The organism is Sphingomonas sp. DG1-23, from assembly GCF_030730875.1.
In the GTDB taxonomy this organism is placed as follows: Bacteria; Pseudomonadota; Alphaproteobacteria; order Sphingomonadales; family Sphingomonadaceae; genus Sphingomonas.
The window spans coordinates 12,899-26,812 of sequence record NZ_JAVAMA010000005.1 but is presented as its reverse complement, the minus strand read 5'-3'; the positions used below and the strand labels follow the sequence as shown (position 1 = coordinate 26,812).

The following is a 13,914-nucleotide window of genomic DNA, read 5'->3' as shown; positions in this document are numbered from 1 at the left end:
CCGCGTTGAGCCCCTTGGCTCCGCGGGCTTTTTTGTGTCCTGAAGTCTCATGACCGAATCGGATGCGGCGCTGTTGCGCCTTCTCGAAACTCTGGGGCAACGCGGCTATCGCTTCGTCACGCCCACGCCGGCGACGCATGCCCGGGTCGTCGCGCGTGCCGATCGCCGCGTGGCGCGGGATCTTTTCGACATATTGGGCTGGAGCCTGCCGTTCGAGCGCGCGCGCATCGACGCCGAGCTTCTCGCATTGCTGGATGCCGGCGGTGCGCTGGAGGCCATGGGCGACGGACTGTGGCGGAGCCGGCTTCGGGTATCGTCGCTGAAGGATGCGCTCTATCTGCACTCCGCCTGGCCGACCGAGGCCGAGGATTCGGTGTTCTTCGGGCCGGACAGCTATCGCTTCGCCGATCTGATCGAAGCCGAGCTGGCGAGGCAAGGCGTGCCCCACGCCGCGACGATCGTCGATATCGGCACCGGCGCCGGGGTGGGTGCGATGGTCGCCGCGAGGCTGTGCGCCGACGCCAAGGTCTGGATGACCGACGTGAACCCTGCCGCGCTGCGGCTCGCCGCGATCAATGCGCACGCGGCAGGCGTCGCGATCCTCGGAGTGGAGAGCGAAAATCTCGATCCGGTCGAGGCGCCGATCGATCTCGCGCTCGCCAATCCGCCCTACATCATCGACGAGGGCGCGCGCACCTATCGCGACGGCGGCGGCATGTTCGGCGGCCAGGTGTCGGTGGACATGGCGCGCATGGCGGTACGCAGACTGGCGCCGGGGGGCAGGCTGATCCTCTATACCGGGAGCGCGATCGTTCGGGGGAGCGACCTTCTGGGGGAGGCTTTGGTGGCGCTCGCCGCCGCGGAGGATTGCGGCCTTCGCTATCGCGCGCTCGATCCCGACGTCTTCGGTGAGGAACTCGAGCGGCCGGCTTATGCCGAGGTCGATCGGATCGCGGTGGTCGCGGCAATCTTCACGAAGCTTTAGTCCGCTCGGCCGGCGCGCGCAGCATCTCGTCGATTACCGACGCCAGCGTATCGAGCCGATAGGGTTTGAGCAGCACCGGCCGTCCGCCCGCGCCCGAGCGCGAGATCTCGTCGCTATAGCCGGTGGTGAGGATCACCGGCAGCTCCGGCTGCGCGGCGCCGAGCGCCTCGGCCAGTTCGAGCCCGCTCATCCCCGGCATCACCACGTCGCTCAGCACCACATCGAACCGCGCCGCCCGGGCGACCTCGAGCGCTTCATTGCCCGAGCGGGTGCGGACGACCCGGTGGCCGAGCTCGCGCAACAGCGCCTCGGCGAACTCGCCGACTTCCTCATTATCCTCGACGAGCAGCACCGATCCGGTGCGGCCGCCGGCGGACAGCATCGACGGCGCCTCTGGCGACGCGGCCTGTTCGAGGTCGCTGCACGGCAGCAGGATGGTGACGCGCGTGCCGTTGCCGGGGCTGCTCTCGATGCGGAGATCGCCGCCCGATTGGGTGGCGAAGCCATACACCTGGCTGAGCCCGAGCCCGGTGCCCTTGCCGGCGGCCTTGGTGGTGAAGAAGGGCTCCATCGCGCGTTCGATCGTCGGGGCATCCATGCCCGCGCCGGTATCCGCGATCGACAGAGCGATCACCGGGCCCTGCTCGCCCTCCTCGCGGACGGTGGAGATGTGGAGTGTGCCGCCGTCGGGCATCGCATCGCGGCCGTTGACCGCGATGTTGAGCACCGCCGAGACGAGCTGCGCGCGGTCGGCCTCGACCGTGCCCACGCCGTCGGCGAGATCGGTCTCGACGATCACCCGCTCGCCCAGCGCGCGGTCGAGCAATTCGGTCATCCCCGCGATCATCGTGTTGACGTCGATCACTTCGGGCTTGAGCGGCTGGCGCCGCGCGAAGGCGAGCAGCTGGCTGGTCAGCGCGGCGGCGCGCGCCGCGGCCTGGACGATGGCGTCGGCGAAGCGCTTGCGGCGTTCCTCGGTGAGGCCGGGCCGCAGCAGCATGTCGGCCGAACCCTGGATCACGGTGAGCAGATTGTTGAAATCGTGCGCGATGCCGCCGGTGAGCTGGCCGAGCGCCTGCATCTTCTGCGCCTGGCGAAGCTGCTCCTCGGCCTTGGTGCGCTCGGCGATCTGGTGGGTGAGCTCGGCATTGGCGTCGGCGAGCGCAGCCGCCCGGGCCTCGAGCTCGCGATTGGCGCGGCCCAGCGCGATCTGGGCGATCCCGAGCACCGCCGCGACCAGGGCCGCCATGACGATGAGCAGGCCGATGAGCAGATAGCGACGGACGCGGGTCGAAAAAGGCTGGGAATCGACTGCGATATAGGCCGTGCCGATCTGCTCGCCCGAGCGCGTGACGGCGACGCGCGCCGCGATCACGTCGACGCCGGCGTTCGCGTCGGCCAGCCGGGCGGGAATGACCTGTCCCCGGCGGGCATAGCCGGCGACCAGCCTGCCGGCGCGGTCATAGATCGCCGCCATCCGGACCTGCCGGTCGGCGCGGAGGGCGTCGACCGACTCGCGCGCAGCGGCGGCGTCGCCGAAGTCGAGCGCGGCGACCACGCTGGCGGCGAGAATGTCGGTCTGGGCCTGGGTCTCGCGCTGCTTCTGGCTCAGATAGCCCGTTTCGCCCTGGACCACGGTGAGGATGCCGCCGAGCAGCAGCAGCGCGACCAGCACCACGGTGATCGCGACCGGAAAGCTGCGCCAGCGGCCGCTGATGTCCTCGATCCGCATCAGGAGGTGCGCTGCTTCACTTCGACCGCCAATGCAAGCAATCGCGAACTGATACCGATCCCGCGCGCAGCCGCCGCCTCGTCGTCGATGTGGAAGCGCACCCGCGCGCCCTCCACCGTGAAATGGATCATCCCGCGCGGCTTGCCCCAGCGGCTGTCGGTGATGGTCAGGGTCGGCTGGCGGCGAAGCACCGAGAGGATCTGGACGGTCTGCTGGTCATTGGCTCCGGCGACATAGGCGGCGTGGCAGCCCGCCACCGCCGGCGCATCGGCGTTGGCGAAGCGTCGCACCGCGATCGGCCGCCCGTCGACGATCTCGCTCGCCGCCGCACGATCGAGTCCCGGCCCGAACGGGTCGCGACCGATCACGCAGAGGTAGAAAGGCTGGCCGGCCTCGGGCTGCACCCCTGCCGGCAGCTCGATATAGCGCACGAACTTGGGAAGAAACGCGGCCTTGACCGCGTCCTCGCTCGCCTGCGGCCCGGACGACGCCGCGGCGGGCGGCGACATCGCCGCGAATGCGCAGAGCGCGAACAGGAGCCGGCCGGCGCGCATCAGAAACGCAGCCGGGTCCCGGCATAGACGCTGCGCTGGATCCACTGGGCGCGGGCGACGTCGTTGCTCTCGAGATGCCGGGCGTGGAGCAGATTCTCGCCTGCGACATAGAGCTCGACCGCGTCGCTCAGCCGCAGGCTCAGCCGGGCGTCGGCCTCGACATAGCCGTCGATCGCCGGGCTATCGAGCCCGTCCACCGCGCGCAGCCCGGCATCGAAGAGCACGCCCTGCGGCAGGGTCATCCGCGAGCGGAGTCCGAACTGATAGTCCGGATCCTGGCCGAGCGACGCGCCCGCGCTGAGATCGATCGTCCCCGGGCGAAGCTCGAAATCCTTGCCCAGCCAGGCGGCGGTGCCGGTCACGCGCCACCACGGCGTGAGCTGCCGGGTCACCGCGGCCTCGACGCCATAGGTCGTCCCGCGCAGATCGTTGCCGAGCTGGAGCGGGAAGGGATTGCCGATGAAGGTGAGGCTGCGCAGATCGTGATAGAGATTGTAGAACAACGATACCGACAGCGAGGTCGACGCGCTCGGCTGGCCGCGATAGCCGGCCTCGAACGCAGTCAATTTCTCCGAAGCGAACTGGCTGGCCCTTGCGACGGTCGCCGGTTCGGTGAGGTCGCGATCGATCCGCGACGGCGTGCGGACCGCGCGGGCGACCGAGGCCCAGAGCAAGGCGCGCTCCCCCGCTTGCCATGCCAGCCGCAGATTGGGGAGCAACTGGACGCCGGTATAGGACGAGCTTTCGAGCTTGACCCCGGCGGTCAGCGACAAGGTGCGCGACAAAGCGAGGCGGTCCTGGACGAAGGCATTGCCGATCCACAGCCGCGCGCTTTCCGGATCGAGGCGGAAGGCGTTGAACCGGTTGACGAACGAATCGCGCGTCGTCCGGCCGCCGACCCCGGCGACGAGTTCGTGACCGCCGCTGGCGAGATTATATTGCAGTTCGGCATCGACCGTCTCGAGGCTGTTGACGGTCAGCAGCTCGCGGCGCTGGAAATAGTCGTAATAGGCCTGGAAGCGCAGCGACGAGCTGCCGGTCAGCTCGTGATTCCAGCGGCCGAGGATGTTGTGCCCGTGATTGCCGTCGCCCGGGGCAAAGAAGCGGTCGCTGTCGAACAGATCGCCCTGCAGGGTGAAGCTGTCCGCCGCGCCATGCACGTCGGCGCGGAAGCCGGCCTGCCAGCCGCGGATCGCATCGTCGGCGATTCCGGCGGCGGCGCGATCGGGCATGTCCTCGCGATCGTAATAATTGCCGTAGACCCGCACCGCGGCGTCGCTGCCCAATGCGAAGCCGTAGCGCGCGCCGAGCGTCCGTTCGCGGGCGCCGGCGGTGCCGCGGATCAATCCGCCCTGCGCGTCGAACGCGTCCTTCGACAAGATGTTGATCACGCCGTTGACCGCGTTCGGCCCGTAGAGCGTGCCGCCGGGGCCGTTGATCACCTCGATCTGGGCGATGTCCTCGAGCAGCGGCGAGCGCAGGTCCCAGAACACCCCCGAATGGAGCGTCGAATAGCCGCTGCGGCCATCGACCAGCAGGAGCAATTTGTTCGACGGCTCATAGCCGCCGAAGCCGCGCGCGCTGACCGCATATTGGGTGGCGTTGAGCCGCTGGACCTGGACTCCGGGCGCCTCGCGGAGCAATTCGGGGATCGAGGTGGCCGGCGAACGGACGATGTCGTCGTTGGTGATCACCCAGGCGGCGTTGGGAACGCGGCTCAGCGGCTCCTCGCGCTTCGACGCCGAGCGCACCGGCAGCTGGGCCAGCTCCTCGATCGACAGCGTGGAGAGATCCTGGGGCGAATCGTCCGCCGCGGCGGCGGGAAGGGGCGTCAGGAGGAAAAGGGGCGCCCACCATCGGCTTTGCATCAAGTCCGGCACTCGCTTGTCGCTGCCCCCCGGCGCCCCGGCTTTGTCGGTCCGGGCGGGGCGGGGGTCAAGCTCCCATCGAATCGGGGCCTAGCGTCGAGCCGGCCGACAGACGAGTACGGGCCTTTGCGGAATAGCGCCGGATCAGCGCGGGTTGGCGGATTCTTCGGCTGAGTCGGCGCGCTTGCGGGCGGCGATGCGATCGGCATAGCCGCGCGCCATCCGCTGATGCGCGATCCGCGCGGGGGCGCAATCGGCGGCGGCGGCACGGGCGACTTCGTCGGCGTGGCGGCGACTCAGATATTCGAGGTCCATGGCAAGCTCCTGAACGTCAGTAAGCGGGAGCACGATCCGGTCTCTCAGCCACCGGCGCTTACGAAAAACGCCTGCCGGTGATGAGTCGCTACTTAGCACAACGCAATTGGCTTGCCGAATCGATTGGACGGGATCTTGGCGATTTCGCCGGCGCGACTGGCGCGCCTTTTCGGCGGGAGGCACTGCTGTCAAAGAGCGCGGCCCTATTGGAGCCGGAAACGCGATCGCAGCAGCGCAAATCCTATTTTGCAAGCGGCGCGTGGCGCGCCGGGCAGGCAGGGCACGGCGGTCAGGCCGCGCCCCGGATACGCTCAGCCGAGCACTTCGCGAACGGCGGCGCGGGCGACTTCGCGCGGGCACGGCTCGATCGGGAAGAGGCGGCGGTGAACGGGGATGAACGCGTCGAACGCCTTGCGCGCGCCGCGGGTAATCTGGGTATCTTCGATATTCGTGAAAAAGTTCATTCTGTTTCCTGTTTGGGTTTTCGAAATCGTCCTTCCGGCGGATGCCGGGTGCAGCGGGGTGCGAGGCCAAAGGCCCCGTGCATCCCTCGCTCGCGAAAAAGGACGAAGGGCGCCGGGGTTCCATCCTGGAACAGCCGCGGTGCGGCAGGCGCCTTTGGTTAATATAGGAGGCGGGTTGTGCGGTAACAAGGGGCGGGGGTGTTTTTCGAAGAGGTTCGCGCAGAGGCGCAGAGGGCGCAGAGGGGATTGGCCCGGCGCCATCGTTGCCCCGCCGCGTCAGCGGCAGGAAGCTGGCACCGGAGCATCGGGCGCTGCGCGAGAATGACACCTTTCTTCTTTCTCCGCGTCCTCTGCGCCTCTGCGCGAACCGCCTACCTCAATCCTTGAGGCTGGCCGGGATCTTGCCGCCGCTTTTCTCGAGCTGCTGCATCACGGCCTTGTGGAGCCAGATGTTCATCTCCGCCGAGCCGTCGGTCGCGCCGGTATAGCCGAGCTCGGTGGCGAGCGCCTTGCGGTTGTCGAGGCTCGAATCGAGCCCGAGCAGCTTCATCAGATCGACGATCGACGTCCGCCAGTTGAGATCGGCGCTGCCACGCTCGGTCTCGAAGACCATCAGCACGTTCTCGACATCGACCGGCCCGGCGGCAGCCGCGGGTTGGGCGGCGGGCTGCTGGATCTGGGGCATTGCTGGAGTTTGGGCCGGGGTCTGGGCGGGCGCCTGGGCCTGGCTCTGGGCGGGCGCCGCGGCCTTGTGGCCGAAAATGGCGTCCTTGATGCTGCCGAAGATGCTCATCGGAGATACTCCTCTGCCGCGCCGGGAAGCCGCGCGGGTCCGGGTGTCAACGCGCGAAGCCGCCCCGGTATGCGACGGGGCATCCGATTGTTCGTGCGGCGCATCGGACGGCGCGGCCGGTTCGTCGGCGGCCGGCGCTTCCGGGGCCTCGGCGGCGAAACCGAAGAACAAGTCGCGTTCGCGGGCATCGGCGGCGGCGCGCGCGGCAAGATCGGACTCGTCTTCGCCTTCATAGGCCGCTCGCTCCGCCGCGCTCAGGGTGCGCGAATAGTCCGGGTCGCCATAGGCGCCGTCCTCCGCGCCGGCATAATCGGCGGGCGGGGGGAAGGAGGTGCGCCATTCGTCGCGCCAGCGGTCCCACCAGACCCGCTCGTCCTCTTCCTCGTCCTCGGCGTCCGGTTGACACGCTTGACACGATTCGCATTTGTCAGGCGCGAGCGCGACCAGCCCGGCGGCCTCGGCGCGGACCCATTGCGCGGCGCTCCAGCCGGCGCGCGCGGCGGGATCGAGATCCCGGGTGGCGAGCGGCTCGGCAATGTCGGTATGGGTGCGCAGCCAGCGATCGGCGCGGGCGAGCGCGCGGAGCGGCGCGAGCGCATCCTCGCCGGCCGGCTCGATGCGTGCGCCGAGGAACATGCCGGCGCGGGCCGGGCCGGCGTCGCGGCCGATCAGCTCGAGATATTGGGCGAAATCCTGGGCGACCAGCCGCGCGGCGGCGGCGATGGCGGGCCCTTTGGCGGCATCGGCCATGCGATCGAGCCGGTTGAGCACCGCCATGCCGAGGCGGTTGTCCTGGCGGTGGCGGGTGGTGATGCGGCCATCGGCGGCAGTGACGGTGTCGCGATTGCCGGCAAAGGCGCGCTCGAACAGCGTATCGGCGAGCGCATTGCGCGCGAGCAGCACCGCACCGTCCCAGCCGAGCGCGAAGCTTTGTCCGCGTGGGCTCTGGCGCAGCGCATAGGCCGATTGCCGGGAGAGGCCGACGATCGCGCAGGCATCCTTGACCGGGTGGCCTTCGGACAGGGCTTCGAGGAAGCGGCGCTGCCTGTCGGGGGTCCAGCCTTCGTGGCGGGTGGCGCCGGGGGGTGGGGCGAAGGCGGGACAGGCGGCGGGGCCGCGGGCGGGATCGCAAGGCTGGATCTGGGTCTGGGCGTTCATCTTGGGTCCCCTCGGGTGCGTGCGACTCGGAGGACCGACCAGATATGCCGGATCGGGGGCTGTAGGAAAGCAATTTGTTTCTGGTTTGTTCTTTTTGTTCGGCGGCGTGGCGTGCGGGCAACAGGCGTCATTCCGGCTTGGGCCGGGATCCGTTTTGCGGCTGGGGGAGGGGCTGGAGGCGATGGGGTTTCGCTGGCGGCGCGGTGGACCCCGGAACAGGTCCGGGGTGACGAGGAAGAGTTCGCGCGGAGGCGCGGAGGCGCCAAGAGATTGGTTCGCGCAGAGGTGCGGAGGCGCGGAGGGGGAAGTGGTCAGGGATAAAGTTGGCGGGCGTGGGCCAGCGTGAGTATTTCGATCGCGTCGGGCGTGACGCGGTAGATCAGGATGTGTTGGGATGGACCACCGCCTCGCGGGTGCCAGGAACGCGGCCGGGGCGGTAGAGAGCCGGATGGTCGGGCAGGCGGTCGGCGGTGTGGCGGACGGCTGCGTTGAGGCGGGTGGCGGCCGGCTTGTTGCGCGTACCGATATAATCGAGGATTTCGAGCAGGTCCGCCTCGGCCTTGTCACGCCAGACGACCGGCAGGGTCATTCGTACTTGTCGAGGATCGCCTGCGCTTTCGCCATCACCTCGTCATGCGGGATGCTGGGGCCGGTGGAGGCGAGTGCGGCTTCGACCTTGGCGCGAACCCATGCGTCATGTGCCTCGGCCTCTTCGGTGGAGGCGAACTCGGACTCGATGGGCGAGAGCTTGGTCATGCGGGGAATATAGCGCGGGTGGCTGGCGGCGGGAAGGAGGGCCGGGCGCGTGTGAATCCCGTGGACGGCGGGGCGGCGCGGGTTTTCGCATCGTTCTCTTTATGTTCTTGTGTGCGGATGGCCGATCGGACCGTTCGCTGCATCCTCGACTTCAAGAGCAAGCGCCAGCATGCGGACATACGCTGCCGCGCGTGCGGCTGGCACGTGATCGTGTCGCCCGACAGCGTCAACCGGATGTTCTCGCCGCTGCTGAGCCTGAGAGACGCCGAGAAGCGGCTGCCGAAGATGCGGCAAGCGCGAGGCGACGCTGCGGGCGCTGTATCGGGAGTATCATGGGTGAGGGAGGGAGAGCACGCGACACCTCAAGATATCAATTCATTCACCCTACTCTGGATGGTGTTCGCTCGCTGCACGATGAACTCATCGAAGTCGTCGGACATCGCAGCAGACAATGCTGCGTCAGATATCAAATTGGTTTCCATCGCCTTCTTGAAATCACTTCCCAATTTCTGCTGACACTCTTGCAGATAATCGCTGGGCGCGCGGTTGGTTATCTTTTTGTTGCTATCAGCCGTAAGCATCACGAAATTGGCTAGCGCGTTAGCTCTTCGAGCGGGTACTCCCTTGTTTATTAAGTAATCTCTCGGGAAAAAGTGGTGGTACTCCTTAGTATTTTGATAATGTAGCGCCTTATCAATATCGATCAGCTGGCCTGTCAAAAAATCAATCGGATTATTGAAAGCCAATATCTGTGACAATATCTTTGCATGAGCGGTGTTCAGCCTAAACTGCTGATTCTTCCAAACCTCGGCGTTCGGTGTAGCTGCGGAAGTGGCAATTTCGGCAGTTTTGCCCAAAGCAAAATCCTTGGCGGCTTGCTGGTCTGCTGCCATGTTGCCGGTGTTCCATCCGCCAAAATAACCAGAAGCAGATGTTCTCCAAAACCAACGTTTCATCGCTAATCGTTGAGTTGCATCGGGTTTGGGCAGTAGTCTAAATATTTCTGCAATGACAACAAGCTGATTTATGTAAGGAATGTGCTTATCCGACGGAATTCCTAAGTCAGTCGATAGGAAATCGATTGCAAGCTTATAGGCTGCTTCCGTCGACTTGGATGCCGCATTTAAATCATCAGCTTTATGCTTACGTAGATCATCTATACTACCTTCAGAGAAGCCGCCTCCCGCGGATGCGGAAAAACTCCTAAGGATGACCTTTCTATCAATGTCATTGAATCCCTTGATCGAGATGGAGCTTCGTAGATTATCTATGGCGTCAAAGAGGTCGAAATCCTCACTCCAAGTTGCTGCTCTCATAAGATCGACAATGGTAAGAGGCGTTCCCCTGCTATTGATTCGCTCAAAAATCGGAGCAATATCGTTTAAAGATCCCCCAAAGAGCGTTACCGCGGCAATCTTGTAGTCTTTCAATCTCGTAAAAAGAGCGTTTCCCGCCAGTCTGAGATCTGTTTCATCCTTCTCGGATGAAACTCTATTAAGCTGAGTGAAGTAGGTGGCGGGGTCTGGAAGCCAGTTTAGCCGTACTTGGTGATTGGGGGGAGCATCCAAGTTTGAAAGATGTAGGAAGCGCTTCGATCTTAGATCATATGCGATATTCCACTGGCTCTCAGGGTCAGAGCCGTTCCAATACAATGCGCCACATACCGATGAAAGGCGCTGCTGCCCATCTAGGAGATAATTAACGGGGTACTCGTCTTTAGGCTCCGCAATGGCCAGATCGGCTATGTGCCGTTCGGCACGGAGCTCCTCGCGACTTCTCCAAAGGAGGATGCTGCCAATGGGATAATCACTTGCTATCGAGTCCCAAAGATCGAGAACTTGCTTCTTTGTCCAAACGAAATCTCGTTGAAACTTCGGAAGCAAAATGTCTGCCGAAAGCACGCGCCGGGCCAACTCTTCAACCCGTTCAACTTCGGGCTTAGGAGCCTTGGAACCGCTAACGGCCGTATCAGTCATAGATTGTCACCCCTCCACCGATATAAGAATGCAGGAGTGGGCGGAAAGTGCAAGTTCCATCAGCAATAACTAAATGGTCGCGGCCTACTCCGCCGCCACCGCCTGCTTCGCGCCCTTGCCCCGCTCCAGCAACGGCGCGAGGTACTTCCCCGTGAAGCTTCGCGGCTCCTTGGCGACCTTCTCGGGGGTGCCCTCTGCGACGATCTCGCCGCCCTTGACGCCGCCCTCGGGGCCCAGATCGAGGATCCAGTCGGCGGTCTTGATGACGTCGAGATTGTGCTCGATCACCACCACGGTGTTGCCCTGCTCGACCAAGGCGTGGAGCACTTCGAGCAGCTTGCGTACGTCCTCGAAATGCAGGCCGGTGGTGGGCTCGTCCAAAATATACAAAGTCTGGCCGGTGGCTCTGCGCGCCAGTTCCTTGGCGAGCTTGACGCGCTGGGCCTCGCCGCCGCTGAGCGTGGTCGCCTGCTGGCCGACCTTGACATAGCCGAGGCCGACTTCGGCGAGCATCGCCATGCGGTCGCGGATCGGGGGGACCGCCTTGAAGAATTCGTGGGCGTCCTCGACGGTCATGTCGAGCACGTCGGCGATGCTCTTGCCTTTGAACTTCACTTCGAGGGTCTCGCGATTGTAGCGCTGGCCGTGGCAGACGTCGCAGGTGACGTAGACGTCGGGGAGGAAGTGCATCTCGATCTTGAGCAGCCCGTCGCCGGTGCACGCCTCGCAGCGGCCGCCCTTGACGTTGAAGCTGAAGCGGCCGGGCTTGTAGCCGCGCGCCTGCGCCTCGGGGAGACCGGCGAACCAGTCGCGGATCTGGGTGAAGGCGCCGGTATAGGTGGCCGGGTTCGAGCGCGGGGTGCGGCCGATCGGCGACTGATCGATGTCGATCACCTTGTCGAGATGCTCGAGCCCGGTGATCCTGTCGTGCTTGCCGGCGAGGACGCGGGCGCCGTTGAGGGTGCGCGCGGCGGCGGCGTAGAGCGTGTCGATGGTGAAGCTCGACTTGCCCGAGCCCGAGACGCCGGTGATGCAGGTGAAGGTACCGAGCGGGAGGCTGGCGGTGACGCCGGTGAGGTTGTTGGCGGTGGCGTTGTGGACCGTGAGCTTCTTGCCGTTGCCCTTGCGGCGCTTGGCGGGAAGCGGGACCTCGCGACGGCCGGTGAGATAGTCGGCGGTGATGCTGTTCTGGTTGGCGAGGACGTCGTCGAGGCTGCCATGCGCGACCACCTCGCCGCCATGGACGCCGGCGCCGGGACCCATGTCGATGACGTAATCGGCGGTGCGGATCGCGTCCTCGTCATGCTCGACGACGAGCACGGTGTTGCCGAGATCGCGCAGCCGGCGGAGGGTGGCGAGCAGCATGTCGTTGTCGCGCTGGTGGAGGCCGATGCTCGGCTCGTCGAGGACGTAGAGCACGCCCGACAGGCCCGAGCCGATCTGGCTGGCGAGGCGGATGCGCTGGCTCTCGCCGCCCGAGAGGGTGCCGCTGGTGCGATCGAGGTTGAGATAATCGAGGCCGACATTGTTGAGGAAGCCGAGGCGCTCGTCGATCTCCTTGAGGATCGCGCGGGCGATCTCCCTGCTCTGCGGGGTGAGCTGGTCGGGGAGGGTGGCGAAGAAAGCGAGCGCGTCGACCACCGACAGGCGGGTGACGCTCGAGATGTCGCGCATCGCCACCTTGACCGCGAGCGCCTCGGGCTTGAGGCGGGCGCCGTGGCAGACCTCGCAGGGGTGGCTCGCCTGGTATTTGCTGAGCTCCTCGCGCATCCAGGCGGACTCGGTCTGGAGCATGCGGCGGTTGAGATTGCCGATCACGCCTTCGAACGGTTTCCGAACGTCGTACGACTTCTTGCCGTCGACGAAGGTGAGGGTGACCGGCTTGCCCCTGGTGCCGTAGAGGATCGCGTCGCGATGCTGCTCGGGCAGGTCGGCCCAGGCGGTGTCGAGGCTGAAGCCGAATTCGCGGGCGAGGCTGCCGAGCACCTGCATGTAATAGGGGCTGGGCGGGTTGGACTTGGCCCAGGGGACGATCGCGCCCTTCTTGATCGTCAGGTCGTGATTGGGGACGACGAGGTCCTCGTCGAACTCGAGCTTCTCGCCGAGGCCGTCGCACGCCGGGCAGGCGCCCTGCGGGGCGTTGAACGAGAACAGGCGCGGCTCGATCTCGGCGATGGTGAAGCCGGAGACGGGGCAGGCGAATTTTTCGGAGAAGACGATGCGGTTGGCGGGGATGCCGGCGCCTTTGAGGTTTCCCTCCCGCTTGGAGGAGGGGGCAGGGGAGGGTGAGTCCCGGCCTTCCGCAGCGAAGGTGGATTGTGCTTCCCGTACGGACCCTCCCGCAAGCGGGAGGGGAGCGATGGAGCCGCTCGCATTGACCTCTGCCACCGTCGTGTCGACGAGATCGACATAAGCCAGCCCTTCGGCGAGCTTGAGCGCGGTTTCGAAGCTTTCGGCGAGCCGCGTGGCGATCTCGCCACCCACCACCAGGCGGTCGACCACCACCTCGATGTCGTGCTTGTACTTCTTGTCGAGCGCGGGGGCGTCCTCGATCAGATAGGTCTCGCCGTCGATGCGGACGCGCTGGAAGCCGGCTTTCTGCCACTCGGCGAGCTCCTTGCGGTACTCGCCCTTGCGGCCGCGGACGACGGGGGCGAGGAGAAGCAGGCGGGTGCCTTCGGGAAGCGCGAGGACGCGGTCGACCATCTGACTGACGGTCTGCGCGGCGATCGGCAGGCCCGTCTCGGGCGAATAGGGAATGCCGACGCGCGCCCAGAGCAGGCGCATATAATCGTAGATCTCGGTGACCGTCGCGACGGTCGAGCGCGGGTTCCGCGACGTGGTCTTCTGCTCGATCGAGATGGCGGGGGAGAGGCCCTCGATATGATCGACGTCGGGCTTCTGCATCAGCTCGAGGAACTGGCGGGCATAGGCCGAAAGCGATTCGACGTAGCGGCGCTGGCCCTCGGCATAGATGGTGTCGAAGGCGAGCGAGGATTTGCCCGAACCCGACAGGCCGGTAATCACCGTCAGCGTGTCGCGGGGAATGTCGATGTCGACGCCCTTGAGGTTGTGCTCGCGCGCGCCGCGGACGGAAATATGGGTAAGCATACGGGAGGCCTGACCGTTCCAGTTATGTTCCGAGTATAGGGAGCACGTTCCGCAGGTCAACGCGCGAGCTGCGATGTGGGGAGCGATGGCGCGGGCGCAAGGGTGCGCGATTCCGGGACGGGGCCGGCGCTGCCGCATCGCTTGCGAATGCGCGAAAGGCCGATATTCTGCAACGCGGGCGCACGCCGGAAACGACCTGAAC

11 protein-coding genes are annotated in these 13,914 nt (G+C 65.8%); 1 reads left to right on the top strand and 10 read right to left on the bottom strand.

Annotated elements, in window-relative coordinates; all coding sequences use genetic code 11:
* Window positions 1-49: 49 nt before the first annotated feature.
* On the top strand, window positions 50-985 hold the full coding sequence (locus tag Q9Q95_RS09710) for a class I SAM-dependent methyltransferase (RefSeq protein WP_306096419.1): 936 nt from the start codon (window positions 50-52) through the stop codon (window positions 983-985).
* Here Q9Q95_RS09710 and Q9Q95_RS09705 read toward each other — a convergent pair.
* From Q9Q95_RS09705 to uvrA, 10 genes are all read right to left on the bottom strand, one after another.
* On the bottom strand, window positions 972-2,717 hold the full coding sequence (locus Q9Q95_RS09705; RefSeq protein WP_306096417.1) for a response regulator: 1,746 nt from the start codon (window positions 2,715-2,717) through the stop codon (window positions 972-974). The two genes, Q9Q95_RS09710 and Q9Q95_RS09705, sit on opposite strands and share 14 nt — an antisense overlap.
* The gene (locus tag Q9Q95_RS09700) at window positions 2,717-3,271 is read right to left on the bottom strand and encodes a YfiR family protein (RefSeq protein ID WP_306096415.1); all 555 of its coding nucleotides are present in this window, start codon (window positions 3,269-3,271) and stop codon (window positions 2,717-2,719) included. Before Q9Q95_RS09700 ends, Q9Q95_RS09705 begins: the two co-directional genes overlap by 1 nt.
* Window positions 3,271-5,139 carry a TonB-dependent siderophore receptor gene (locus Q9Q95_RS09695; RefSeq protein WP_306096414.1) on the bottom strand — a complete coding sequence of 623 codons (1,869 nt, stop codon included), beginning with the start codon at window positions 5,137-5,139 and terminating at the stop codon, window positions 3,271-3,273. Before Q9Q95_RS09695 ends, Q9Q95_RS09700 begins: the two co-directional genes overlap by 1 nt.
* A gap of 144 nt (window positions 5,140-5,283) precedes the next feature.
* Window positions 5,284-5,454, bottom strand: a complete 171-nt coding sequence (locus tag Q9Q95_RS09690) for a hypothetical protein (RefSeq protein WP_306096411.1) — start codon at window positions 5,452-5,454, stop codon at window positions 5,284-5,286.
* A gap of 311 nt (window positions 5,455-5,765) precedes the next feature.
* Window positions 5,766-5,918 (bottom strand): hypothetical protein, encoded by a 153-nt coding sequence (locus Q9Q95_RS09685; protein WP_171982484.1) that lies wholly within the window; start codon window positions 5,916-5,918, stop codon window positions 5,766-5,768.
* A gap of 376 nt (window positions 5,919-6,294) precedes the next feature.
* Window positions 6,295-7,869 (bottom strand): DUF3597 domain-containing protein, encoded by a 1,575-nt coding sequence (locus Q9Q95_RS21210; protein ID WP_371876730.1) that lies wholly within the window; start codon window positions 7,867-7,869, stop codon window positions 6,295-6,297.
* A gap of 379 nt (window positions 7,870-8,248) precedes the next feature.
* A complete protein-coding gene (locus Q9Q95_RS09675; RefSeq protein WP_371876729.1) occupies window positions 8,249-8,458 on the bottom strand; it encodes a type II toxin-antitoxin system RelE/ParE family toxin in 210 nt (69 codons plus the stop codon).
* Window positions 8,455-8,625 carry a stability determinant gene (locus Q9Q95_RS09670; protein ID WP_306096410.1) on the bottom strand — a complete coding sequence of 57 codons (171 nt, stop codon included), beginning with the start codon at window positions 8,623-8,625 and terminating at the stop codon, window positions 8,455-8,457. The genes Q9Q95_RS09675 and Q9Q95_RS09670 overlap by 4 nt, the downstream gene beginning before the upstream one ends.
* Before the next feature lie 362 nt (window positions 8,626-8,987).
* A complete protein-coding gene (locus Q9Q95_RS09665) occupies window positions 8,988-10,601 on the bottom strand; it encodes a DUF262 domain-containing protein (protein WP_306096408.1) in 1,614 nt (537 codons plus the stop codon).
* Between the two features lie 84 nt (window positions 10,602-10,685).
* Window positions 10,686-13,712 (bottom strand): excinuclease ABC subunit UvrA, encoded by a 3,027-nt coding sequence (gene uvrA / locus Q9Q95_RS09660; protein ID WP_306096407.1) that lies wholly within the window; start codon window positions 13,710-13,712, stop codon window positions 10,686-10,688.
* Window positions 13,713-13,914 lie beyond the last annotated feature (202 nt).

Coding starts and splice junctions, on each gene's coding strand:
- Q9Q95_RS09700 (WP_306096415.1), bottom strand. CDS start 3,271: ATGCGCGCCGGCCGGCTCCTGTTCGCGCTCTGCGCATTCGCGGCGATG.
- Q9Q95_RS09665 (WP_306096408.1), bottom strand. CDS start 10,601: ATGACTGATACGGCCGTTAGCGGTTCCAAGGCTCCTAAGCCCGAAGTT.
- uvrA (WP_306096407.1), bottom strand. CDS start 13,712: ATGCTTACCCATATTTCCGTCCGCGGCGCGCGCGAGCACAACCTCAAG.
- Q9Q95_RS09685 (WP_171982484.1), bottom strand. CDS start 5,918: ATGAACTTTTTCACGAATATCGAAGATACCCAGATTACCCGCGGCGCG.
- Q9Q95_RS09705 (WP_306096417.1), bottom strand. CDS start 2,717: ATGCGGATCGAGGACATCAGCGGCCGCTGGCGCAGCTTTCCGGTCGCG.
- Q9Q95_RS21210 (WP_371876730.1), bottom strand. CDS start 7,869: ATGAACGCCCAGACCCAGATCCAGCCTTGCGATCCCGCCCGCGGCCCC.
- Q9Q95_RS09670 (WP_306096410.1), bottom strand. CDS start 8,625: ATGACCAAGCTCTCGCCCATCGAGTCCGAGTTCGCCTCCACCGAAGAG.
- Q9Q95_RS09695 (WP_306096414.1), bottom strand. CDS start 5,139: ATGCAAAGCCGATGGTGGGCGCCCCTTTTCCTCCTGACGCCCCTTCCC.
- Q9Q95_RS09690 (WP_306096411.1), bottom strand. CDS start 5,454: ATGGACCTCGAATATCTGAGTCGCCGCCACGCCGACGAAGTCGCCCGT.
- Q9Q95_RS09710 (WP_306096419.1), top strand. CDS start 50: ATGACCGAATCGGATGCGGCGCTGTTGCGCCTTCTCGAAACTCTGGGG.
- Q9Q95_RS09675 (WP_371876729.1), bottom strand. CDS start 8,458: ATGACCCTGCCGGTCGTCTGGCGTGACAAGGCCGAGGCGGACCTGCTC.